26 protein-coding genes are annotated in these 24355 nt (G+C 39.3%); 7 read left to right on the plus strand and 19 right to left on the minus strand.

Annotated features, from left to right (window positions below; genetic code table 11):
• Both OQ5_RS20110 and OQ5_RS0103235 read left to right on the plus strand, forming a co-directional pair.
• Window positions 1-1478: hypothetical protein (locus OQ5_RS20110; RefSeq protein WP_044107416.1), on the plus strand; the 1478-nt coding region annotated here is incomplete at its 5' end.
• Complete coding sequence (locus OQ5_RS0103235) at window positions 1447-3624, plus strand: ATP-binding protein (protein WP_016776122.1); 2178 nt, start codon at window positions 1447-1449, stop codon at window positions 3622-3624. The genes OQ5_RS20110 and OQ5_RS0103235, both read left to right, overlap by 32 nt.
• Window positions 3625-3830: 206 nt before the next feature.
• Here OQ5_RS0103235 and OQ5_RS20115 read toward each other — a convergent pair whose 3' ends face one another.
• From OQ5_RS20115 to OQ5_RS0103270, 6 genes are all read right to left on the minus strand, one after another.
• A complete protein-coding gene (locus OQ5_RS20115) occupies window positions 3831-4130 on the minus strand; it encodes a type II toxin-antitoxin system RelE/ParE family toxin (RefSeq protein ID WP_016776123.1) in 300 nt (99 codons plus the stop codon).
• On the minus strand, window positions 4121-4354 hold the full coding sequence (locus OQ5_RS0103245; protein WP_016776124.1) for a hypothetical protein: 234 nt from the start codon (window positions 4352-4354) through the stop codon (window positions 4121-4123). The genes OQ5_RS20115 and OQ5_RS0103245 overlap by 10 nt, the downstream gene beginning before the upstream one ends.
• 140 nt (window positions 4355-4494) lie before the next feature.
• Entirely contained in the window at window positions 4495-4620 is a 126-nt protein-coding gene (locus OQ5_RS24165; RefSeq protein ID WP_016776125.1) for a hypothetical protein, read from the minus strand.
• Window positions 4611-4835, minus strand: coding sequence for a hypothetical protein (locus tag OQ5_RS0103255; RefSeq protein WP_016776126.1), 225 nt, complete (start codon window positions 4833-4835; stop codon window positions 4611-4613). Before OQ5_RS0103255 ends, OQ5_RS24165 begins: the two co-directional genes overlap by 10 nt.
• 389 nt (window positions 4836-5224) lie before the next feature.
• Complete coding sequence (locus tag OQ5_RS0103265; RefSeq protein WP_016776127.1) at window positions 5225-5671, minus strand: hypothetical protein; 447 nt, start codon at window positions 5669-5671, stop codon at window positions 5225-5227.
• On the minus strand, window positions 5668-6540 hold the full coding sequence (locus tag OQ5_RS0103270; RefSeq protein WP_255297359.1) for an RHS repeat-associated core domain-containing protein: 873 nt from the start codon (window positions 6538-6540) through the stop codon (window positions 5668-5670). Before OQ5_RS0103270 ends, OQ5_RS0103265 begins: the two co-directional genes overlap by 4 nt.
• Window positions 6541-6750: 210 nt before the next feature.
• Between OQ5_RS0103270 and OQ5_RS20120 the strand changes: the two genes are divergently transcribed.
• The 5 genes from OQ5_RS20120 to OQ5_RS0103295 all read left to right on the plus strand — a co-directional run bounded on the left by OQ5_RS20120 (window position 6751) and on the right by OQ5_RS0103295 (window position 9897).
• Window positions 6751-7947, plus strand: a complete 1197-nt coding sequence (locus OQ5_RS20120) for a Mu transposase domain-containing protein (RefSeq protein ID WP_082179468.1) — start codon at window positions 6751-6753, stop codon at window positions 7945-7947.
• On the plus strand, window positions 7934-8653 hold the full coding sequence (istB, locus tag OQ5_RS0103280) for an IS21-like element helper ATPase IstB (protein WP_016776130.1): 720 nt from the start codon (window positions 7934-7936) through the stop codon (window positions 8651-8653). Before OQ5_RS20120 ends, istB begins: the two co-directional genes overlap by 14 nt.
• Before the next feature lie 329 nt (window positions 8654-8982).
• Entirely contained in the window at window positions 8983-9330 is a 348-nt protein-coding gene (locus OQ5_RS0103285) for a helix-turn-helix domain-containing protein (protein WP_016776131.1), read from the plus strand.
• Window positions 9331-9336: 6 nt separating this feature from the next.
• Window positions 9337-9555 (plus strand): hypothetical protein, encoded by a 219-nt coding sequence (locus OQ5_RS0103290; protein ID WP_016776132.1) that lies wholly within the window; start codon window positions 9337-9339, stop codon window positions 9553-9555.
• 3 nt (window positions 9556-9558) lie between these two features.
• Window positions 9559-9897: a type II toxin-antitoxin system PemK/MazF family toxin gene (locus OQ5_RS0103295; RefSeq protein ID WP_016776133.1), complete on the plus strand. Its 339-nt coding sequence runs from the start codon at window positions 9559-9561 to the stop codon at window positions 9895-9897.
• Between the two features lie 346 nt (window positions 9898-10243).
• Here the strand turns inward: OQ5_RS0103295 and OQ5_RS0103300 are convergent, their stop codons facing one another.
• From OQ5_RS0103300 to OQ5_RS20130, 13 genes are all read right to left on the minus strand, one after another.
• Entirely contained in the window at window positions 10244-10762 is a 519-nt protein-coding gene (locus tag OQ5_RS0103300; protein WP_016776134.1) for a hypothetical protein, read from the minus strand.
• Window positions 10763-11248: 486 nt separating this feature from the next.
• Window positions 11249-11638, minus strand: coding sequence for a hypothetical protein (locus OQ5_RS0103310; RefSeq protein ID WP_016776136.1), 390 nt, complete (start codon window positions 11636-11638; stop codon window positions 11249-11251).
• The gene (locus tag OQ5_RS0103315) at window positions 11622-12155 is read right to left on the minus strand and encodes an RHS repeat domain-containing protein (protein ID WP_016776137.1); all 534 of its coding nucleotides are present in this window, start codon (window positions 12153-12155) and stop codon (window positions 11622-11624) included. The genes OQ5_RS0103310 and OQ5_RS0103315 overlap by 17 nt, the downstream gene beginning before the upstream one ends.
• A 353-nt stretch (window positions 12156-12508) precedes the next feature.
• On the minus strand, window positions 12509-12733 hold the full coding sequence (locus OQ5_RS0103320) for a hypothetical protein (RefSeq protein WP_016776138.1): 225 nt from the start codon (window positions 12731-12733) through the stop codon (window positions 12509-12511).
• A 342-nt stretch (window positions 12734-13075) separates the two neighbouring features.
• Complete coding sequence (locus OQ5_RS0103325; protein ID WP_016776139.1) at window positions 13076-14305, minus strand: isocitrate dehydrogenase (NADP(+)); 1230 nt, start codon at window positions 14303-14305, stop codon at window positions 13076-13078.
• Window positions 14306-14541: 236 nt separating this feature from the next.
• Window positions 14542-14823 (minus strand): hypothetical protein, encoded by a 282-nt coding sequence (locus OQ5_RS0103330; RefSeq protein WP_016776140.1) that lies wholly within the window; start codon window positions 14821-14823, stop codon window positions 14542-14544.
• 333 nt (window positions 14824-15156) lie between these two features.
• Window positions 15157-16260: a DNA polymerase III subunit gamma/tau gene (locus OQ5_RS0103335; RefSeq protein ID WP_016776141.1), complete on the minus strand. Its 1104-nt coding sequence runs from the start codon at window positions 16258-16260 to the stop codon at window positions 15157-15159.
• A 207-nt stretch (window positions 16261-16467) separates the two neighbouring features.
• Window positions 16468-17199, minus strand: a complete 732-nt coding sequence (gene rlmB, locus OQ5_RS0103340; protein ID WP_016776142.1) for a 23S rRNA (guanosine(2251)-2'-O)-methyltransferase RlmB — start codon at window positions 17197-17199, stop codon at window positions 16468-16470.
• Window positions 17200-17365: 166 nt separating this feature from the next.
• Window positions 17366-19339, minus strand: a complete 1974-nt coding sequence (locus OQ5_RS0103345; protein WP_016776143.1) for an ABC-F family ATP-binding cassette domain-containing protein — start codon at window positions 19337-19339, stop codon at window positions 17366-17368.
• A 288-nt stretch (window positions 19340-19627) separates the two neighbouring features.
• On the minus strand, window positions 19628-20851 hold the full coding sequence (locus OQ5_RS24170; RefSeq protein ID WP_255297360.1) for an ABC transporter substrate-binding protein: 1224 nt from the start codon (window positions 20849-20851) through the stop codon (window positions 19628-19630).
• Window positions 20841-22073: a muramidase family protein gene (locus OQ5_RS24175; protein ID WP_016776145.1), complete on the minus strand. Its 1233-nt coding sequence runs from the start codon at window positions 22071-22073 to the stop codon at window positions 20841-20843. The genes OQ5_RS24170 and OQ5_RS24175 overlap by 11 nt, the downstream gene beginning before the upstream one ends.
• Window positions 22074-22652: 579 nt before the next feature.
• Window positions 22653-23060 carry a helix-turn-helix domain-containing protein gene (locus OQ5_RS24180; protein WP_255297361.1) on the minus strand — a complete coding sequence of 136 codons (408 nt, stop codon included), beginning with the start codon at window positions 23058-23060 and terminating at the stop codon, window positions 22653-22655.
• A 61-nt stretch (window positions 23061-23121) separates the two neighbouring features.
• On the minus strand, window positions 23122-24105 hold the full coding sequence (locus OQ5_RS20130; RefSeq protein ID WP_255297362.1) for a chromosomal replication initiator protein DnaA: 984 nt from the start codon (window positions 24103-24105) through the stop codon (window positions 23122-23124).
• Window positions 24106-24355 lie beyond the last annotated feature (250 nt).

The raw sequence follows: 24355 nt of genomic DNA on the forward strand, positions 1-24355 counted from the left end.
TAATTCACCCCGTCTATCAAAATTTAAGATGGGACGACCGAACAATAAATGTTGATGACCAAAACCGGGAAAAAGGAAATACTGAATCAGTGCAAACGACTGCTGGGCGAACTATTAAACCAAAAAGCCTGAAAATGAATAAACTCCCATATATAATTAAAAGACTCAATATTCGAAAAATGCCGGGATTTCCCGGTGGATTACGACAATTTGATGACCTGGCACCTAACATAAATATTGTATCGGGCCCCAATGCTTCGGGCAAGAGTTCCACCGCCCGGCTCATACAACAACTCATCTGGCATAAGCAAACAATGGGACTGGATGCCAATGCTTCCATACTTCTCGATAATCAGGAATGGGACATAAAAATAGATTACGGCAAAATACAGGTACTGCACGACGGCCGCGAAGAATCGATAACAGGACTCCCGCCAGCAGAAGGAAGTCACCGCTATTTTCTGGCTCTGCAGGACATGGTGGCCGAAGAAGACAAAAATGCCGCCGAAACCATCGCCCGCGAATCCATCGGGGGCTACAATCTTGACCTGGCAAAAGAAAAACTTGGTTATTCCGATGCCATATCTACCAAAAACATAGGCGAATTTAAGGCACTCGACAAAGCCATTCAGAAATATCATGCAACACTGAGCAACCAGGAAAAGATAAAACGCGAAGAGAGCAGCCTGGATAAACTATACAGGGAAAAAGAAGAAGCTGAGCTTGACAGACAAAGAAGCAGCTTTTTTAAAACCTTAGCCGAATTTCTGAATGCCCGCAATGCTTACAACCAAATTAACGCCGAACTGGAACAATTTCATCCTTCGATGGACAAGCTGATCGGTAACGAGCCGGAACAGATTGAAAAGTTGGAGCATCAAATTCACCACTCGAAAAACATCATTGAACAGTCCAATTCAGATATAGAAGAAACTAAAACAGAACTCGGACAACTCACCATCCCCAAAAACGGAATCGCGCCTGCAGTTATTGAAGAATTGGAAAATCGCGCAGAGAATATCAAAGAACTGTCGCGAACAATAAACCATAACGAAGAAAAAATTAAAACTCTGAAAATCCGGTCGCAGGAAGCTTTAAAAAATATTGACGCAAATATTGATCCCGAAGAATGGAACGGGCTTGACCTGAACGATGTTGGCCAACTCGACCGTTTCCTGCAAAAAGCCCACAATGTGTTGGGAAGGAAGACATTTCTGAACAATCAGATGGAGCTTCTGTCGCAAGAATTCGCCAATTTAGGAGATTCAGAATACGATGGTGAAAAAATCAGCTCGGGCATTAACATTCTCAACAACTGGCTCACCGAACAACAAGTCAGCAAAGAAACACCCAAGTGGTTTGTGCCGCTGCTTATTGTGCTGGGGGCAGTTACCGGCATTGCTACGTTCTTTTTTTGGCTGGCCGGGCCTTTCAGGCATTATACTGATGGCAGTGGCATGGATTCTTTCCAACCTTAAAACATCGAAACAGGACACTTTGCAGATCAGGGAACAGGATTATCGTAAAACAGGACTGAAACAGCCTGGTCAATGGCATCCCGACGATGTTGTTAATCTCCTGAATGAGCTTGTAAAAGACCTTCAAAAAGCTCATCAACAAGATGACATCATCAGAAAACAAAAAGATATTGAAAAGCAACTCAGCAATGCCAATAACGAATTAAAACAGTTGGAAGAAATAAGAAACCAACTGATAGAAAAAATAAAAACAGCTCCGCACATCCCTGATATCTCTGAAAACGATTACACCAGTCTGGTCTGGTTTATCGAAAACCTAAAAAATTGGCAGAATTCCCATCTGGAATTATTAACAATTCAATCAAAAACACAACATCTAAAGTCGGAACTTCAAGCAGAACTGGGAAAGTGCAATGAAATATTTTCAGAGACCGGTTTTTCTGCAGCTGATGATATTCCACAAATCAAAGCCACTTTATCGGAACTAAAAAAGCAGGAAAACGAGCGACGCGAACTTCTGCGGCAAATACAACAGTCCGAAAAAGAGATTGAGAATCAGAATAAACGATTAAAAGATGCCGAAAAAGAGCTGTCAGAAATATATTCACGTCTTAATATTACCGAAGGCGACAAGACCACCATACGCCAAATGACAGAACAGCTGGAGAATTACAAAGATCTGAAAAACAAGTTTATAGCCACAAAAGCAACCTATCAGGGAAAAGAGCATCTTTTAAATGATCACCCGTTATACCCTGATTATAAACAGGAAACAGAACATTTAACCGCTGAAGAAGCCATCACCAAATCTGAAGAATTTGCCCGCAATGCAGAAAACTGGGAAACCATCATTGAGCAGATTAAGGAAATAGAAAATGCCGTCAGACAAATAAAAAACGGACATGAACTGGAAGATGTTCTGGCCCAAAAAGAAAATGCATTAAACGACCTTGAAGATGTTTACCACAACAACATTTCCGGCTTCACAGGACATCTCATCGTTGAAGAGCTGAAAACACAAACCCGCGATCAGAACCGCCCGCAGGTTTTCAAAGCTGCCGGCGAACTATTTAACCGGATTACTGCAGGTCGTTATGAACTGCGTCTCGACAATAAAGAACAGGCCGTATTTACAGCTTACGATACAGTATTGAAGCTGGAACAACCGCTATCGGAGCTATCAACAGGAACCAGAGTACAGCTCTTGCTGGCAGTACGTCTGGCATTTATTGAAAAGCAGGAAGACACAATAAAACTTCCCTTGCTGGCAGATGAGCTTCTGGCTAATAGCGACGATGAGAGAGCAACCGCAATTATTCAGGCCCTGATTGAAATCAGTCGTGAAGGCCGGCAAATTTTCTATTTCACCGCTCAGGACGACGAAGTGAAAAAATGGTATTCGTTCCTGAAATCAGAAAGCGATATACATTTCACCCACATAGCCCTGACTGGAAATTCAGGTGGATCTTCATCAAACAATATCAGCGAAATATCGTCGGATGACATTAAATTTTCGTATTCTGCTCCCCAACCCGAAGGGAAAAGTCACGCAAAATACGGCGAAGCGTTGGCCGTCCCCTCTTTTTCCCTCCTCACCGACGACATCACTTCACTTCATCTGTGGTACCTGATCGACGATGTTAACCTGCTTTACAAGTGTCTGCAAAAAGGCATCCGCCAATGGGGGCAGTTGCAGAGTTTTGTTCAAAACAACGGTCGTATTTCCGGTTTGGATGATGACACCTGGCAAATCATCTGCAGCAAAGCAGAACTGTTGACGCGATTTAAAGAACTCTATTCCATTGGCCGTCCAAAACCAGTTGGCCGTGATGTTTTGAAACAATCCGGACTTATCTCCGATACATTTATCGATGCCGTGGCAGAAAAAGCAGCCGAACTCAACGGCAATCCCGAACAATTACTACTGGCGCTAAGAAATGGTGAAGTCTCAAGATTCTATAGAACCAAAACCGAAGAGCTGGCAGACTTTTTCATCGCCAACAATTTCATCGACGAAAATGAGCCGATGTCCATGGATGATATCCTGATAAAACTGCAGGCTTTTATCTCAGAAACGGTTATAGATGCTAAAGATGCAGAGGAATTTTTGCACACGGTTATTGGTAATAGATCGGAAGATGGTTAGATTATTAGAAACCTGCCTGACGATAGGCAAGCCTGCCGTCAGGCAGGTTTCTGAAAATCTAACCATCTATTGAGTTAAATGTGGTAGTTAAAAAAAACTATTTCTGTGCGACATTGTCGAGCGGCCGCTTTGTTTGCCAGGAATGGCAGTTACAAACTGCCGGTTAAGATTCGAAGAAATTACAAATTACGGCGAGCGGGGGCTGATTAATGTTTGAGTTTCTTAGGGTTTTGCCGGTTGTCCCAAAATGTATAGAGTTCTATAATTTTATCAGCTTCATTCACAAAATAGAACAAACTGCTATGCTTTGTAATTAAAGCCTTACGTATTTCCCGGAACCGGGAAGCTTTGAACTGGTAAGGGTTCTTTTCAATTTGCCCTATGACCTTGTGAGCCTTTCGAACAAAGTTTTGTATTTCTCTTTCCGTCCAGTTGTCTTCTAAATATTCTATTATCTCATCAAAAGTATCTTCGGCCTCTTTAGACCACCTTGCTACTAAAGCCATCTATCATATTTTTTCATTACCTCAGGATGGAATCTCGACTCGCCCTTTTTGGCTTGTTCCATGCCTCGTTTTACAGACTCCTGAACACTTAATGGCAATTCGTCCCAAAAATCTTCTTCTCTTACTTCCTTGCTTAAAATAGCTCGAATGGCATTTAAAATAGTAGTATCCTCTACCTTGTCGATTAGGCTGTGCAAATCCGATTTTAATTCAACAGTATTCATAGCTTCCTTTGTTTTTATCCTATATAAAGTTAACGACAAAATGGGTCACATAGTTTTCCTTTTAACAAGATAAAGATAATATTTTCCCCGCGCTTTTTGAAATATTTCCATGTTTATCTACTGATCCTATTCTTTAGTTCTCATCTATTTGTATCCTGGCTTCCGTTATTGTATTTTTTTACCAGTTTTTGCCCGTTGCCCAGATACCGTATTATTTTATCGTATCCGTTTTCTGCTCGTTTGGACCAGACTATTTTTACAGCCATTTCCTGTACTTTGATAAGACTTCTTCAGTTGTCTTTGTCTCGCCTTTATCTGCCTGAGATATCCCCTCTTTTATTTCAGCCTTTTCCTCTTCACTAATCAAATCCCACCAATCTTGCTTTTGAGATTGAAGTTGCTCAATTCTGGAGAGTACAGCTTCATCCTGAAGATGAGACACCCAGTTAATAATATTCAATTTTCTGGTTTCAATATTCATAATTATCAAGTTTTCCTACAAATTAAAAGATAAATACCCATTTTTGTCACCATGAAGTGAGAAATATTTGTACGATGGCAGTTGCAAACTGCCTGTTAAAATTCGACGTAATTACAAATTACGCCGAGCGGGGTAGAAATTGCCCGTAAAATGGCAAAGACTCTTGGTGTGTCACTGGATTACCTGGTAGGCAATACCGAGTTTCTGCTTGATACCGATGTAATCAAAAAAATTTAGGAGATTCAAAAACTACCGCAGGAAGATAGGAACCACCTTTTCTATGTGGTAGACAATATTTTGCAATATGTGAAGGCGAAACAGGCTTTTGCGGGGTAAGAAAAAACCCGGACTATGTCGGGTTTTTGCTGGGGACATTTTTGGCAACTAAACTATTTAAATCGAACCATTAAAGTTATTTGACTTATATCCTTAACTGACGATTCCTTACGCCTCTTTATGCTAACAGTTTTAACAAAATCTTCAAAAAAAGGCAAGTATTCACTCACTTTAGGCGGGTAACACCACTTCAAAGATAAACTATCCATTCCATAATAGTAATCAATAACAGTGTCCTGCTTGGAAGTAAACAATTGCAACTTCATTATTTTTACGTTCTCAATTTTCAAATTATCATTAATTATCCCTTTAATAGCGGCTAATCCATTATATTTTCCACCACCCAAACTATCTGGCAATACTACATGCGGATCATATTCAACTTCATACGGGGAAGGCACGATAGGATCAACAACAACTTCTTTACTTCCCTGTGAATGGCTTTTACAGCCAATAATCAGTAAAAATACGCTGAATAATACAAAAAATAGAGGTTTCATCGTAATAAAGGGAATAGTTTTTTAATCAATGGGTTTTTTAGTGCTGTATCGATTTTATAGTTTCTATAAGGTCCTTGCCCTGCCACGCCGTTCTTACCCACATTCACAGAGCTACCTAGTTTAAAATTGCTTACAGCTGTATTATATTGATTACTATTAAAAGTCGGAGCATAAATGAGAGATTCCATGGCTTGTTCGTAAGCATATCCTGCATTTGTATTGTTACCCCAACCTAACATTCCATTTCCTGAAGATAACGTCACAGCTCTGCCAAAGAGATATGCTCCAACCTCATTATTTATTGTTTTCATGCTTCCATTTAGTGTTTGTCCATTATCGTATTGGTAACCATGAAATAGTTCATGAGCTGTAGATTCAAGCTTTTGTCCATCGGGTATACTTTCCATTAATGCTCCAGCATGTATTTCTCCTCCCCCTTTTTTATCTTTGGCAAAAGCAAGTGCATCTTTTACATCATTCCCTTTTTTATCTTTGGCAAAAGTATTGGTAAAATTAAACTGACTTTTTGAATCTACTAAATCACTTAAAACAGCACCTCCAATCTGAACATTGTCCATTTGATTCAAAGAACCTACAGTAGTTGCAACAAAATCATTATTCCCTTTATATTTCATCCCTTGTTTATATTGCAACTTCTGTTCATTTCCATCATCATCAGTGTAATATATCCATATTTCTTCTCCATTTGGATCTATAAATAAAAGAGGATTATTAGCTCCATAAACAAACGGTGAGAATGAATAGTATTTTTCAGCTTTCGGGTCCACCACATGCCACCTCCCCAAACTTGGGTCGTACATTCTCGCCCCGTAATCATACCAACTTACGCGGTTTTTTTGCGTTTCCACTGGTTCCCTACCTGCTCCAAAATAGGTGTTCAAAGAACGTCTACTACCCTCAAAAATAGCATCTTTTTTCTTTTAATTGAACCTTTTAGCTGAAAAATTCATTTCTGATGGCTTCAGTTATTCTCAGTTAAAAGAAAAAATAACAACATTATTTTTTTAAAAGAAAACCGAAAAAAAGAAAGCCACTGCGTCAAGGAAGGACTTAAAGGGATGTCAAGGCTTTGGGCAAAAATACTACCCGAGTGTGCGAGGGTGGAGATTTTTGCCCAAACCCGAAGTGAACGGGGCAAGATTAAACCGTCCATTGAAACCGGAGAGGTTGTTACATGTCAGGTTTTCGTGGCTTGCCTTCCTTTCTCCGATTATGCTTTTGTTATAGCCGTAAGAAGTCAATGCGTGGAAGACTTTATTTACGCTCTTAGATGCTGTTTAGAGGCCTTTGGCGGCGTTACTGAAATGTTGGTACCCGATAATCTTAAATCGGCCATAGTAAAGGCTAATCTGTATGAGCCTGGCGTAAACCAGGTCTTAGAAGATTTTGCCAACCATTACCAAACAGCTGTTGTGCCTACGCGTGTATGCAGCCCTCAGGACAAAGCATTGGTGGAAAATCAGGTAAAGATGATTTACACACGCGTTTTTGCCCGCTTGCGAAAGGTGCAATTCTTTGACATTCACTCATTGAATGCAGCCATCAGGGATAAGACCAGGGATCACAATCAAACACGGATGCAACAAAAGAAGTATTGCCGTGAGGAACAATTTTTATCTAAGGAGAAGCCTTTATTACGTGCCTTACCGGATGAGCCTTTTGAGATTAAATATTACCGAAAGTTGACAGTTGCCAAGAATAACCATGTTCTTCTTCAGCAGGACAAGCATCATTATAGCGTTCCATATCAACATATTGGTTCAAAGGTTAAAGTCATCTATACGCGTTCAATGGTCTATTTTTATATCAAAGGAGAACTAGTTGCAGTTCATCCCAGGGTATATCATCCAGGCTACTCAACTACCCCCGATCACTTGTGCTCCACACACAGGCATTACCTGGATCGCAGTCCTGAATATTATCTACAAAAGGCCTTGAACATCAGTCCTGAATTGCATGAGCTCTTTCGTTTGATGTTTGCACAAAAAAGGCATCCTGAGCAGGTATATCGTTCTTGCCAGGGGGTGTTGAGTTTGCAAAGAAAAACCCCCGAAGCAACTTTTAAAAAAGCCTGTGCTATGGCCATGGAAGTTGAGCAATACAGTTATGGATTTATCCAGAATATCATTAAAAATAAGATGACGGAAATCCCTGAAGTCTCTAAAAAAGAAACTTTACCGGAACACGAAAATATCCGCGGAAAAGCCTATTACAAACAATCAACATTAAATTTTGATAACAATGAAACAACTTGAACAACAAATGACCAGCTTGCGTTTACACGGCATGGAGCGCAGCTGGAAAGCACTGGTGGAAACCAGAAGACAGCATGAGCTAACCTTAAATGAGGGACTTGAAGTGTTGCTACAAGCCGAACTGCAGGATCGTGAAAACAAGCGATTTGAACGGCTTCGTAAATCGGCACGTTTTCGTTATCAGGCCTCTATTGAAGAGTTACACATTGATTCATCCAGAGGGCTCGATAAAGGGCTTATATCCAATCTTGCTACCGGTGATTTCCTTACAAAAGGAGAATCAATACTCATAACGGGAGCATCGGGTTGTGGCAAAAGTTATTTAGCTTCAGCTCTGGGGCATCAGGCTTGTGTTCACGGATATAAGGTGGCATATTTTAATGCCCAAAAGCTCTTTCTCAAAACAAAATTATCCAGGGTTGAAGGAACCATAATCAATTTTTTAGAGAAATTGGCAAAAACAAACCTTCTGATACTTGATGATTTTGGTCTTGCCCATTTAGAGCACCAACAACGAATGGATTTTCTGGAAATAATTGAAGATCGTCATGGGAAAGCTTCAACCATTATAGCCAGTCAATTACCCGTTGAAAATTGGTACGATATCATTGGAGAAGAGACGGTTGCGGATGCTATTTTAGATAGATTAGTCCACACTTCTCATAGAATCGAATTGAGAGGTGAAAGTTTAAGAAAAAAACGGTAATATTGTCAGTCCATCTCGTTCTTTGAACCAATACTGAGCAGGGGGTCAATATCACCGGAATGGGGGGTCAACATCACCGGAATATCCATTTTAACATTCCATTCCGGTCGGGATGTAAACCGTAGTGTTTCAAAACAGTGTTAATGGATAGCCTGGATTTTATTTCTAAAATTTCCATAAAAAATAATTTTTAACCTTTTTCGGTCAAATTTAATCCAATCAATCAAATTGACAAAATCTTTTCATATTTTATTTTCTCGTATAAGGTTTGTATATTTGTGTGTTCCTTGAAAAATAGGGGTAAAACAAATCTTTTTAGGTTTAAAATTATGTTGACATTTGGTAAGAAAATATCAATGCTCTGTAAAGAAAAGGGATGGTCACAGACCGAACTGGCAAAAAAACTCAACACCTCTGTATCGGTCATAAGCCGATATGAAAGGGATGAGATGACACCATCTATTGAAGCAGCCAAAAAATTGGCTGATTTGCTTAATTCTACTGTGGGATATTTGTTAGGAGAAACAGAAGAAAGCAATATCTTTAAAGACCCTGACATGCTCCGCAGGTTCAACGATATTAAAAGCTTTGCCGAAAATGAAAAAGAACAGATTCTTTTTACTTTGGATGCAATGATACACGAGATAAAAAACAGGAGAACTTACGCTGTAAAATAATCGATCATGAAACAAGTCGTTCTAAACATACCGGATAATAAATACCTTGCTTTTATAAGCCATATTAAGAGCAAGTTTGCTGATATTCAGATAAAAGAAAAAAAATCAAAAACTAAAGAAGTAATCGAAGAAGATAGTACCTACGAGACAATGCTTTTATCGGAAAAAAGCCTGGCCGAAGATTGGCTATCGGATGAAGATAACAGGTGGGACGAAGTTCTATAAAGCATGAAGTATAAAAAAGGCGACATTGTAATTATCGGGTTCCCGTTTTCTGATTTGTCCAGGACAAAGAAAAGGCCGGCACTTATTATTTCCAACGACAGCGTAAACAATACCGGTGATTATTTGATGGTTCAGGTTACCTCTAAAATTCGTAACGACAGCCTTTCGCTCCTGATAAACAAAAGTGATTTTGTTAATGGCAAAGAACTTCCTTTACAAAGCTGTATCCGGTTACATAAAATATTCCTATTAAACGAAAGCCTGATTATTTCTAAAAATACGGCTGTAGATACCGGTTTTCTTAATTCGGTTATCGATAAAATTACCGGGCTGTTAAAATAAAAGTTTCTTATTATATTATTCTACTACCATTTTATTTTAAGAACATTGCAAATGTCATCGCATTCATAATATACTGTATCACTAATATTTGCAGATTTATCAATAGTTATTACTTTTTCAATACAGCCATTAGCATCATATAATTCCTTAGTTGTGTGATTAAGTTTATTTAAAACGTGTTTCTTGCTTTTTATCTTACCATTATAATATTCGACAAGAAGGAATTGAACTGTATCATTATTAATGTCTAAAGTGTAGCTTTTTTCTAAATTGCCGCTTTGATTATAACTTAAAAATTCTGTTTCTCTCAGTTGTTTCTTTGCACCTTTTAACTGATAATAACTTACTACCTTTTTAAGGTGTCTTCAAATTCTTCTTTAATTAAGTAATATGCTGTGTCATAGACTGTTTTTGGTAAGAAAGATTTTTTGATGGTGATTCTTTTTATGTTTTTAACATTGCCTTCATTTAAATAGCTGTTCTCCTCTATTTCTAATGTATCACCATTGTAATCAATATGAATTTTTCTTGTCAATTCATCATTTTGATTGTAATCGTAAAATATTACCGATGAATCGGGATTTGAGGAATTCTCTTCAACTAGTTTTATTCTTACCTCTTTCTTTAATCTTTCTTTGTCATCATAGAAGTAATTAGTTTGTGCTCTTCTTTCAAGTAATACCCCATGAGGTTTCTCAGTGTTTACCGTTGTTTGCTTTACTAACAGATTTTGGTCATTATAGTAATTTGTGACAATATTATTATAATCTCTTTCGCTGCTTACAATATCCTCATTTTTAGTGTTATTAATACAGCTTACACTAAACAATATTGTTAAACACAGAAATATTTTTACTTGTTTCATGATTTTTTAGCTATTCATATTCTCTCGAATAATTTGTATTTCATTAGGATCTCCTTTAACCTTATTGTTTTTAATGTAAAATTTTAAAAATAGCCTGCTCCCAAAAGCATACTTAGTATTAAAGTACAATACATATTGTATTTGACAACCTTCCTTTTATATCAATGAAATAATTTAATCCTGAATAAATATCACTTATTTCTTTTATGGGAATTTTTATAAGCCCACTTCTATGATATATTTTTATTTCATCATTATTCAGTTCTGCCCTTTTAATATCATGCTTTCTCACTGAATAAAAACCAATTAGCACATCAAAACCCAATAAAGTAAGGCCAGTATAAACTATGGCTAAATTGGAAGTCTTAAAATATAGAATAAGGCACAATACAATTATTAAAAACAATATGATTAATGTATATGCTATTGCTCGATTTCTATTGTCAACAGAAAGTTCCATAAATCAAATCCCAATAAAAACTCTTGTTATTTTTGATAATTTGGATTCTGATATATTAATATTGTTACCCTTTCTATTTCATGATTGATAACTCTTTGATTATCTTGCAACTGGAAAAGCCGGTCTCGTCTTATATTCCACTTTTGTTCAAGCATTCTATAAGTAACAGTATTTCTACTATCCTCTGATTTATAGTAGGACATCTTATTACTTAAATCTATCATCTCACCTAAAGTGTTGTCAATCCTCTTATTCAAATCCTTTCCTATACTTTCCAAAGTAGACTTATATCTGGCTAATTTACCTGGAGAAAGTTTATCAGTAATAACATCATTCACTTCGCTACCTAATCCTATAGTACATACAATTTGATATCTATCCCCTCCAGGCATAAACCAGTTAACCGCAGCAACCATAAGCTGTATTTTTTTCTTGGTATTCTGAAGATGTTACTTGAGTTATAGAGCTTTCCTCTCCATATTCAGCCAGAACGTCATTCACCTTCTCGATAGTAGCAACAGCATCTTTTACACCTTCAATACTATTAACATTATAACCAATATTCTGATAATACTTTATTAATTTTTGTTCATCAGATTCCTGTCTCTTTTTTTTATCATCATCAGAGTCAGGATCCATCCCATCAGGGTCAAATAAATTTACTGGATTATTAAAGCAATAATTGTATGGATTAATACTTGGATATTTTTCAGCCATTGGGTCTATGCAATGCCACCTCCCAATTGCCGGGTCATAAAACCGTGCCCCGTAATCATACCAATCCAACTGTCCATTCCCTATTGCATCGTCCTGCAGTTCTTTGCCGTTGTAGCGGTACTTATTATTGGCACCACCAACTTGAGCATTTTCAGCCAACATGCCAAAGGGGTAATAGTTACTAACCTGCTGTAAATTACCACTTAAATCAGTCATGGCACGTACGTTGCCCAGGTGGTCTTTCAGATTAAACTGGTAAACGTTCTATGCGGTGGATATTGATTATTTTTTTAGTGGCTTTTGCCTGGAGCTTCGCACGTTTAAAAGTTCTATTTGCTTTTTCCGGGGTTTTACCCGATAAGTAACTATTGTAAGACGATTCATGGGGCCTCTGTATATGTTCTTTCGGACTTGGGATGGTTCCAACAAATGAGGATTTCTCTCAAGAAGAGATAAAAACTGCCGTGTTTCTTTAATAAAATTTCGGATTTCACGGTCTGTCTATTCTTCTTCCAGATACTGTATTATTTTATCGTACCCATTTTCTGCTCGTTTGGACCAAACTATTTTTAAAGCCATTTCTTGTACTTTGACAGGACCTCTTCTGTTGTTTTTGTTTCGCCATTATCGGCCTGAGATATTCCTTCTTTAATTTCTGCCTTTTCCTCTTCACTAATCAAATCCCACCAATCTTGCTTTTGAGATTGAAGTTGCTCAATTCTGGAGAGTACAGCTTCATCCTGAAGATGAGACACCCAGTTAATAATATTCAACTTTCTGGTTTCTATATTCATAATCATCATATTTTACTACAAATTTAAAGATTAATACCCATTTATGTCACCATGAAGTGAAAAATATTTGTACGATGGCAGTTGCAAACTGCCTGTTAAAATTCGACGTAATTACAAATTACGCCGAGCGGGAGACTGATTGTCTTTTACATCAAAAAAAGCCCGCACAAAAAAGTGCGGGCTCATGTTATTAACAGCTCGTTAAATCTCGCAAGCAATTGACAACCATTTATTTAACGAATATCCATATCTCTCACACAATAAAAACTTTGCGTCTTTGTGTCTCTGCGCTTAGGCTATTTTTAATGAACTATTATTAAACAAGCTGAAAGAATATTACTATTAACCTTCCATTTTTCTTTTAAGGTTTGCAGCCAGTGTTTCCATAAAAGCTTCAGTGTTGAGATAATGTTCTTCTTTCATATCTTTGCCGTGAATGGTAAGAGCAAGGTCTTTAGTCATTTTCCCGCTTTCCACTGTATCGATACAAACCTGCTCGAGGGTAAGGGCAAATTTGATGAGTTCTTCGTTACTGTCGAGTTTTCCACGGAATTCAAGTCCGCGAGTCCAGGCAAAAATGGAAGCAATGGGATTGGTTGATGTGGGTTTGCTTTGCTGATGCATACGAAAGTGACGTGTAACGGTTCCGTGGGCAGCTTCGGCTTCCATGGTTTTACCATCAGGTGTAACCAACGTTGAAGTCATCAGACCGAGAGAGCCAAATCCCTGTGCAAGGGTATCTGACTGGACATCGCCATCATAATTTTTGCAAGCCCAGACAAACCGGCCGTTCCATTTCAGGGCAGCTGCCACCATATCGTCAATCAGGCGGTGTTCATAAGTAATGCCGAGTTCTTCAAATTTTTCTTTGTAATCCCTCTCATAAATCTCCTGGAAGATGTCTTTGAAGCGACCATCGTATTTCTTGAGAATTGTATTCTTGGTAGAAAGATAGAGCGGCCATTTTTTCATAATTGCCTGATTGAAGCAACTATGCGCAAAACCACGAATACTTTCGTCAGTATTGTACATGGCCATAGCAACGCCGTCGCCTTCAAAGTCGTAAACGTTATATTCCTGTGGTTCTGAACCATCTTCAGGGGTAAAAGTAATGGTCAGTTTACCTTTTCCTTTGGTTACAAAGTCGGTGGCACGATATTGATCGCCAAAAGCATGACGTCCTATACAAATCGGATGTTCCCAGCCCGGAACAAGGCGTGGTACATTTTTTATCAGAATGGGTTCACGGAAAACGGTTCCGCCAATAATATTACGGATAGTACCATTGGGTGACTTCCACATCTTTTTGAGTCCAAACTCCTCTACCCTTTTTTCGTCTGGCGTAATTGTAGCACATTTAATTCCCACGTGATACTTTTGAATAGCTTTTGCAGCCTCTACAGTAATCTGGTCATCGGTAGCATCCCTGTTCTGAATGCTCAGATCATAATACTTAATGTCCAGATCGAGGTAAGGTAAAATAAGCTGTTCCTTAATCATTTTCCAGATGACTCTGGTCATCTCATCTCCATCCAGTTCCACAACCGGATTCTGTACTTTAATTTTCGTCATAGGTCAATTTTGTTTGTATGTCAATTAAGTCAAATAAACAACACATCAAAAAGCGACAAGGTTCAGCTTTACTACAACATTTGAATGCTTCATCAGTAAAACCAGGTTACGATTTTTATACAACACTGCGGCAGATTTCTTTGTAAACAAAGCGGCTGAGCCGAGGGAGAAATTAAAGTTCCATGCTTGTTTCTTTCTACTGTTTCTGCCTTCTGCATGTACTTACCTTCCTCCACCTATTCCAGATCAAGATTCAGAGCATCTTTAAGTTTGTTAAGAACAGGATTTTTCTCTGCCAGTAGCTTATATTTATCAGCAGCAGTAAAAGCCTTCTGTTGTCCTGTTCCCTCCCGAACATATTCTATCTCCAACTGGAGCCCTGCATTTTTCAGTTCCCTCCTCAAATAGTTGAACAAAGGAGTTTTCTCCTTCAATAATTCCACTTCCTGGGTTTCATTCTGAAGCGGGAAAACCACCACCTGCTTTCCTTTAAGACGAGGAGAACGCGCCGTCAGCATACTAAAAAGCCTTGGATTCTTTGATTCTATAGAGCGTGCATAGGCACTCCACACTTTCTGCAACTCCTCAGGAGTAAATTCGTTGTTCCATGAAGAATCTATTTCCTGTCCTTGAGAAGGTTCTCTGGCAGCATTTTCTTGTTGGCTTTGTGTTCGGGAAGTCCCTTTTGCACTGGTGAACTCCTTAATAGAAAAGCGCTTTAAAGTTTTGCCACCCGGCTTAGTTGTACCACTCTTACTTCCTTGTGCATGAAAAGAAGTTCCGGGTTTGGAGACGGGTGCCTTTTCCTCAACTTCGTTTGAAAGAGAAGCACTTTCCTCAACTTGGGTTTCTTACTTTTTTTTTTCGGTAAGAAGGCGTGACAATTTAATAAGAGCAAATTCGGTATGCAATCTTTTATTTCTGGCTGACCGAAACTGAAGGTCACATTGAGTTGCAATCTCTAAGGCTTTAACCAGAAAATCTACCTGACACTTACGCGATTGTTCAAGATATTTTTCGCGAATAGAAGCACCTGCCTCCAGCAATGCCAGTGTTGCCTCGTCTTTACACATCAGCAGATCGCGAAGATGACTGCATAGACCGGCCACAAAATGTCCCTCATCGAATCCGTTGTCCAATATTTCATCAAGTATGAGTAATGAAGATTTCGTATCTTCATTCAGGAATGCATCTACCAGTTTAAAATAATAATCATAATCCAGAACATTAAGATTATCAATCACCTGCTGATAAGAGACATTTTTCCCCGAAAAAGCCACAATCTGATCAAAAATGGATAATGCATCACGCATCGCCCCGTCGGCTTTCTGAGCAATAACATTGAGACCTTCTTCTTCAACCACTACACCTTCCTGTTGTGCCACTTTTTTAAGGTGTTCTACAGCATCTTCGACCTTGATACGGTTAAAATCAAAAGTCTGACAACGCGAAAGAATAGTGGGCAATATTTTGTGTTTTTCGGTGGTTGCGAGAATAAAAACAGCATGCCTGGGAGGCTCTTCAAGGGTTTTCAGGAAAGCATTAAACGCCTGTTGCGAAAGCATGTGTACCTCATCAATAATATACACACTGTAATTCCCCATTTGGGGTGGTATCCGTACCTTGTCTATCAGAGAACGGATGTCTTCAACCGAATTATTACTCGCAGCATCAAGTTCGTGGATATTGTAAGATCGGTTCTCGTTAAAGGCACGGCAGGAATCACATTCGTTGCACGCCTCAAAATCAGAAGTTATATTTTTGCAGTTGATTGTTTTTGCAAAAATTCTGGCACAGGTCGTTTTACCTACCCCGCGAGGGCCACAAAACAGGTAAGCATGCGCCAGTTGCTGATTTTTTATGGCATTTTTCAGCGTAGTAGTAATGTTCTTCTGTCCTACTACCGAATCAAATGTATCAGGTCTGTATTTTCGTGCGGAAACGATGTATTCCATAATATTTATCTAAAACAATAGATCGTTAGATTTTTAGATATCAGATTTAACCCGGATTATTCATAAAATATTGATATAATAAACTTTAACACCTAACATCCATTAACTTCAAACAACTGATTTGCATCCAATTGCAAATGTTTAACAGAGTTTTGCTAAAAGCGCAACAAATATAATCAAAAGCACCGGGTCATCCAACTCTTCGTTTTACCCCCGATGGCGGAGTACTTCATAAATGAGGATTCCGGCTGCCACAGAAACATTAAGTGATCCTATTTCTCCTTTGACGGGAATCGACACATGCGCATCAGCCATTTTTAGCAGTTGCGATGATACTCCTTTATCTTCGGCCCCCAGGATAAGCGCTACCGCTCCCTGGTATTCAACTTTCCGGTAGTCTGTATCGCCTTTCTCGGAAGCTGCTGCAATGGTAAAGCCACGATTTTTCAAATGTCTTAAAACAAAATAAAGATTCTTTTCACGGCATACCGGAATACGAAATAACGCACCTGCCGATGTTTTTATGGCATCAGGCGTTACCGACACGCTTCCTTTTTCGGGTAAAACGATGGCGTCTACTCCGGCACATTCAGCCGTGCGGGCAATCGCTCCGAAATTCCTCACATCGGTAATCCCGTCAAGAAGAAGAACAAACGGAGACCTGCCTTCGTCGAGAGATTTTCCGACAATCTGCTCTATATCATGATATTCAACAGGTGGAAGATACGCGACAACACCCTGATGATTTTTTTTGGTAACCCGGTCGATTCGCTCGGGCTTCACCTGTTTAAAATTAATTCCTTTTTCCTGAATAAGCTCTGTCAGTTCTCTGGCCAGTTGCCCTTTAAGATTCTGACTGATCAGTATCCTGTCAATATCACGCCCGCCCTGGATGGCCTCCATGACAGGTCGAATACCGAATATGATGTTCTTTTCCATTTTTAAATCAATAAATGTTCTTGTTTAGATACTATATTAGAGGTTAGATATTTAGAGGTTGAACAGGGATTGAAATATGGTTGAAAAATATTGACATATTGATCATTGATAATTGATAATTGATCATTGGTAATTCCCTTCTGCCTTCAAACCACAAAACACTATCTCAGGCATCCATTTCGGATCTTTTTTTCTCCAGTTGTTCCAGTTCTGCATGTGCTGATTCCCACTGGTTCATCTTTTTCTCCATTTTGTCCTGCAATTCCACAAATTCTTCAAAAAGAGAAGTATCTATAGCATTCTCCGAATCTCTATTCATTTTTGCCAATACCCGATCCATTTCCGCTTCAATCTGCGTAATGGCCTTTTCCAGGGCATTCACTTCATTTTCGGCCTTTTTTATGCTTTTATTGAGTTCTTTTCGCTCGGCAAAGGCAGCTTTTCCGCTTTTATTTTCCCGTGTCATAGCGCTTCCGGAAAGGTTCTTATTCGCCTTTATCCTGGACGGCTGTTTTTCCAGTTCCTGAAGGTTATCCATCCGTTTTTTCTCAAGAAACTCATAAATGCCACCGATATGTTCTTTAATTTTTCTGTCTGAAAACTCAAAGATTCTGGTCACCAATCCATCCAGGAATTCACGATCGTGTGATACAACCAGTACAGTGCCTTCGAAGTCGTTCAGTGCCTGTTTCAAAATATCCTTCGATCGCATATCCAGATGGTTGGTGGGCTCGTCCAGTATCAGGAAATTAACTGGTTCCAGTAGTAAAAGCACCATTGCCAATCGCGTGCGCTCGCCTCCCGATAATACAGAAACCTTCTTGTCAACTTCTTCGCCGCTAAACATGAACGCACCAAGCAAATCCCTGACCCTGGTGCGCACATCCCCGGTTGCAACATTATCGACTGTTTCAAGTACAGTAAGGTTTTCTTTTAATCGTTCGGCCTGATTCTGGGCATAATATCCTATTTTTACCTGATGTCCAATACGAATAGCACCCTGATATTCAATCTCCTGCATAATAATCCGTGCAAGGGTTGTTTTCCCTTCACCGTTTCGTCCCACAAAAGCGACCTTTTCACCTCTTCCGATGATGAAATCTATATCTTCAAGTACTTTAAGGGTACCATACGATTTACCAATGTGTTTTCCTTCAACGACAATTTTACCCGAGTGGGGAGCCGGCGGAAATTTAATATTCAACTTACTTTCATCAATCTCGTCAACCTCAATTCGGTCGAGTTTTTCCAGTTGTTTAATACGCGACTGAACCTGCACAGCCTTTGTTGCTTTGTACCGAAACCGTTCAATAAATTGTTCGGTATCTTCTATCATTTTTTGCTGATTACGGTAAGCTGCCAGTTGCTGCTCACGACGCTCTTTCCTCAACTCTACAAAACGTGAATAAGGTGCTTTATAATCGTAAATCTTTCCAAGAGAAATTTCTATGGTACGCGTAGTAACATTGTCAAGAAAAGCTTTATCGTGAGAAATAAGCACCAATGCACCACTGTAACTTCGGAGAAACTCTTCGAGCCAGGTTATGGACTCAATATCAAGATGGTTGGTAGGCTCATCAAGCAGAAGGAGATCGGGTTTACGAAGTAATATCTTGGCAAGTTCGATTCGCATACGCCAGCCACCACTGAACTCTGATGTCGACCGTGAAAAATCGCCCGGGCGAAATCCCAACCCTTTCAGCGTCACCTCAATACGCGACTTATAATCCTGACCTCCAAACATATTGAATCGTTCTGTTGCTTCGGTAAGCCTTTCGATCAGCCCCATGTATTCATCGGAATGATAATCATCGCGTTGATGAATAGCCTGATTCAGGCGGTCAATTTCCCTTTCAAGTTCCTTCAATTCCCAAAAGGCCTGTTCGGTTTCTTCTACAACAGAATAACGGTCATTGTGTTTCATCACCTGGGGAAGGTATCCAATAGTAAAATCTTTGGGTTTGGTTATTTCTCCCGATGTAGGCTCCTGTAATCCGTAAATCACTTTCAGAAGAGTGGTTTTACCGGCACCGTTTTTCCCGACCAGCCCAATACGATCACGGGGATTAATTAAGAACGAGACATCCTCGAAAAGAACAAACGTACCAAAATCAAGTGTCAAATGATTGACCGAAATCATATAGTTTCAGATAATTTATTAGTGCCTGTCCTGAAAGTGCCGGTTCCAGTGCCTGCCCCGATATCATCGGGGCTTGCGAAGCCGCAAAAACAGAGTCCCGGGCATCCTGGGATGAGTATTTTGACGGCAAGCGTACCCTGACAAATGGTACTTTTCGGACAGACGTGAATTAATGAATCGTATTTTACTTTTCAAAACGGTTGAAACAGCATGGCAAGGTTTGTCACAAAATAACATGTATAAATCTTGCATGCGAGTTCCATTAGGCCTTGAAAATCAAATTTTATACTAATGAAATGACTCTTCTGCTGTAACCGGCAAAACAGACGGGAAGGTTAACAACGGAACCCTTTTAACCTTATAGCCCTGTAAAAATTTCAGCAGAAAAATGCCTTCATTATAAAAACCGCCCCAATTAGATATCCGTTTGAATGAAAAATTAAATTGAACGGGCTGAATATTAATTGGATCCGGGCAATACTCAAAATGCAATCCTCTTCGTGCCAGAGCCGAAATAAAATAATAAGTTACGTCATAGCCCCAGGCTCCATAACGGGAATAACCCGGTGATGATGAAGAATTCTGAAAGTACGGGGATACTGCATGAGGTTCGGTATAATACCAATCGCGATATTTCTCAATAAAACGTTTTGTTTGATTGTTATCGTAATCGAACGCGAAAAAAGTAAAAATACTGGCATTCAGGCGAAACATATCTTCAGGCTCAATAGATTGAGCACGCAGCCATTCGGTCATTCCAAACAGATGAATTGGCACGCCGTGCGTTTCTGCAATTCCGGCCAGAGTGGGAACAATTTTAGAGATTGTGGCCTCCTGGTTGGTTGGTACCACCACATAGTTTCTTTTCAGGGGATCCAGCAATGCTTCCAGATTAGTCTGATCCTCATTACCTACTATCCTGTACTCCAGATAATTAATGTTTTTATTAAGGGCAAATTCGTTAAAAAACACCTTCTTTCTCAACTGTTCAATAAACCGTGAAGCATACTCATCTTCCTCCTCGGGAAGTATGGCCAGGAGATTGTAGTTTTCGGACTGACGAACAATCTCTGCGGCCATTTTATCAAAAATCAGAGTATCAGGTGTATTTATTTGAAAAAGCCAGGGGTTTCGCTCCAATTCGGGGTTGACGTTCGAGAGTGGATATACCAACTTAATCTGATGATTCAATGCAAAGTCGGACACCGGTTTAAGATTTTCCGAACGTGCAGGCCCTATAATCATATCAACCTTGCTGAGTTCCCTTTCATTCGCATCCAAAAAGTCTTTAACCGATAAGTTTTCAGATGCTATATCAAAGACAGACAATTCCACGTTTACATTTTCCTGCTTCAACTTATCCAGAGCCAGAAGTGCTCCTTCATAAAACTCGGCAAAAACAACAGAACGACGTGCCAGTACAGGATTTTGTCGCACAGTTTTTATGGTATCGCCATTCTGTACTTTTTCAACAATGTTTGCTTTTTCTGTTGCATCCAGATCAAAGGGCAAAAAGCAATGCAACTCTGACCGGTCGTAAAACACTACCTACATTATTCTTGTTAATGCAAAGACTGTCTGACGGAACCAGTCCTGAATATTTCACTGAGTCGATACCCGATTCGGCCGTTTCCCTCCCTTCTTCAGGCGTTCCCGGATAATTCAAAACAAACCACTGATCGGTAGGAATCTTCAACTCGGTACCTCTTCTAAGGTTGGAAAAGTCGACCCCTGCGTTTACCTTCCGTATGATCTCCATGTCTACGTCGTATCGTCTCGATATGGAAAAAAGTGTTTCACGGCGTCTCACTTTGTGGGTTTCAAACATATCTCTGTCCTTCACCTCCTGTTGCTCTGCATATCGATTTTCAACCGAACGTGGTATCCGAAGCATATACCCGGGTTTTAAGTCGTCCGGGTTTATATCCGGATTGACTCTTCTAAGCTCATCAACTTCCACCTGGTAAAGACGGCTTATTGAATAAAGTGTTTGTCCGGGCTTTATTTCATGATAATTATACCTCTCACCTTCTATGTAACCAGGCTCATCTTTGGTTGCTAAATCTTTTCTCTCACCAGGTTCTTGTCCGGAAGGGATCCTGATAACCGACCCAACAACCAGAACACCACTACGCAGACCGGGATTAAGCTGAAGAATATCGTTCACAGAAGTACCAACTCTTCTGGAAAGCGAGTAAAGTGTATCTCCGGCTTTTATTTCATATAACTTAAAATTATCATCATCAAATTGTTGAGTCTTCTCTTGTTCCCCACTAACAGGAACTTTTATGATACTGCCAACCGTCAATTTTTGTCTGGAACCGGGATTATGCTTGTAAATATCTTCAATATCAACATCGTACTTCCGCGAAATAAACCAAACAGTTTGTCCTTTCTCAACAGTATGTAATGTAAAGTTACCGGAGCTTTCAACTTCTTTGGAGTTCGCATTACGACCTTCAATAACAGGAATCCGAAGAATCTGTCCCTTAAGGAGTCCACCCTCCAATTGGGGGTTGGCATCAAGTATCTCCTGTTGCGAAACATTGTACTGACGAGCAATGGAATAAAAACCTTCACCGACCTGAACGACATGAAGAAAAAATTCTTCACCGTCGATAATAATTCGTTTACGGGTAGATTCTTCCTGGGCATGAACGAAAAACACGGAGAAGAAAAACACTCCTACGGTCAACAAAAAAGCTAAAGCCGGTTTTGAAAAGTTTTTTATCATGGTAAAAAATTCAAAATCTACATTTACAGAGAAATCGTCGTGGATTATATCTGTTTGTTCTTCAATTATCTGTATCCTAATAATTTACAAGGTCGGCTGAGTCCACATAAAAGAACTTAAACATACCCTGATTATGACTAAACTTGCCAGGTTCGTTTCATCCTGTTCCTGTAAAAATACAAGACACTATTTAGTGTCTGTCCATAAAGTACCATTTACTGTGTTACGCTCGTCCGAAAATTAATCATTTACGATGAGTAAACTCCGTATTTTCCGGCTTCGCAAGCCTTGTCAATGACACTTTCAGAACAGACACGCATATTGTAAAAACTTTTCGCGTAGACACGCCCCATTTATTCAAAGAAAGTACCAAAGATATGTTTTTTAAAAAAAATATCCCTGCGTTAAGATAAAAAACTAAAATCCCCGGAAATTCAAAAAATTACCGGGGATTTTTTGTATTTACAAACTGAAACAGATAACCATAGAGTGTTCGACGGCGATTTTCTGCAAGTAATTCTCTGAAGAATCCGAACCTTGCAGAGAAAGATAAATAAACTTCCCAACGATCTGTTTGTGTTATTGTCTGATAAGTCCTTCAATCTCTTTCAATTGATGCTTGAATTCGGTATTGGTCTCTTTCAGGTTCTTTACAGTTTTACAAGCATGCAAAACAGTTGCATGATCACGTCGTCCAATAACTGCGCCGATAGCAGAAAGAGAAGAATTGGTCAAATTCTTGGAAAAATACATTGCTACCTGCCGCGCCTGGACAATTTCACGTTTTCGGGTTTTAGACTGGAGTGCATCGGGTTTCAGACCATAGAAATCACAAACCTTCTGTTGTATCTGGTCTACCGTAATTTCTTTATGCGGTTTGCTTACCAGCCTGTCAACTACACTGCGCGCAATATCGAAAGTAATCTCAGCCTTATTAAGCGTGGACATTGCCAATAACGAAATAAGAGCACCTTCCAGTTCGCGCACATTATCAGTTATATGCGAGGCTATGTAGTAAATGATCTCATCGGAAACGTTGATTCCGTCCTTATAGATTTTTATTTTTTAGTATTTCAACCCTTGTTTCGTAATCGGGCGACTGCAAATCGGCCGGTAAACCCCACTTAAAGCGCGTCAGCAAACGCTCTTTCATCCCTTTTAAGTCAACCGGTGCCTTATCTGATGTAAGCACCAACTGTTTTCCAGATTGATGCAGGTGGTTAAAAATATGAAAAAAGGTATTTTGAGTACCTTCTTTACCGGCAAGTTCATGTATATCGTCAATGATCAACACATCTATCATCTGATAGAAATGCATAAAATCATTGGCTGAATTTCGGGCAACAGAGTCGGTATATTGTGTCGTAAACTTATTGGCACTGACATAGAGAACCGTTTTTTCCGGATATAGTCTTTTAACCTCAATGCCAATAGCCTGACCAAGATGTGTTTTACCCAATCCGCTGTTGCCATAGAGAAAAAGCGGATTAAAGGCTGTTTTGCCGGGATTTTTAGCAACAGCTTCACTGGCCGAACGTGCCAAACGGTTGCAATCCCCTTCCACAAAATTTTCAAAGCTATACTCTGGGTTAAGCTGCGGATCGATATTTAATTTCTTAACGCCCGGTATTATAAAAGGATTTCGTATGTTTGGCTGATCCTGGCGACCATATTTTTTGTCGACTGCCCTGTTGCGCAGATCGTGTTTTCCGGATGCAGGATAATTTACTGTATACGTAGGTGAGGCAGAAGGCGCTGATGACCGCTCCATTACCACACTATATTCCAGTTTGGCACCGGAACCAATCACTTCGCGAAGCGCCGTACTCACCAGTTTGATATATTGCTCTTCGATAAATTCATAAAAGTAGTAGGTTGGCACCTGAATAGTAAGCACTTTGTTCTCCAGTTTCAATGGTACAATGGGCTCAAACCATGTACGGAAATCATTTCCCGGTATAGAAGCCTGAATGTAACTCAGACACTCAGACCAGACTTGCTTATGATCCAGTTTTGTTTCTATGCCTTCCATTTTTTACAATATGTTAAAGATGTGTGTTTTCAATCAGGACAAAATTTGCTAAAAAAAACTGGAAAAAAAAATGCCTGAAGGGTTGAATTTTTAGGAATTACTTTATACAGTTAGTATTCAAACCATTGAAACTAACACCGTTCAAATGACTGAAAATCAGACATTAAAACAAAAAAATTAACTTTCAGTTAACAGTTACAAAACATTGAAGGAAAGGGAATTGAATAAAAATTCAAAAAAATTTTTGACA

Source organism: Anaerophaga thermohalophila str. Valhall, from assembly GCF_000250735.1.
GTDB classification, from domain to species: domain Bacteria; phylum Bacteroidota; class Bacteroidia; order Bacteroidales; family Marinilabiliaceae; genus Anaerophaga; species Anaerophaga thermohalophila_A.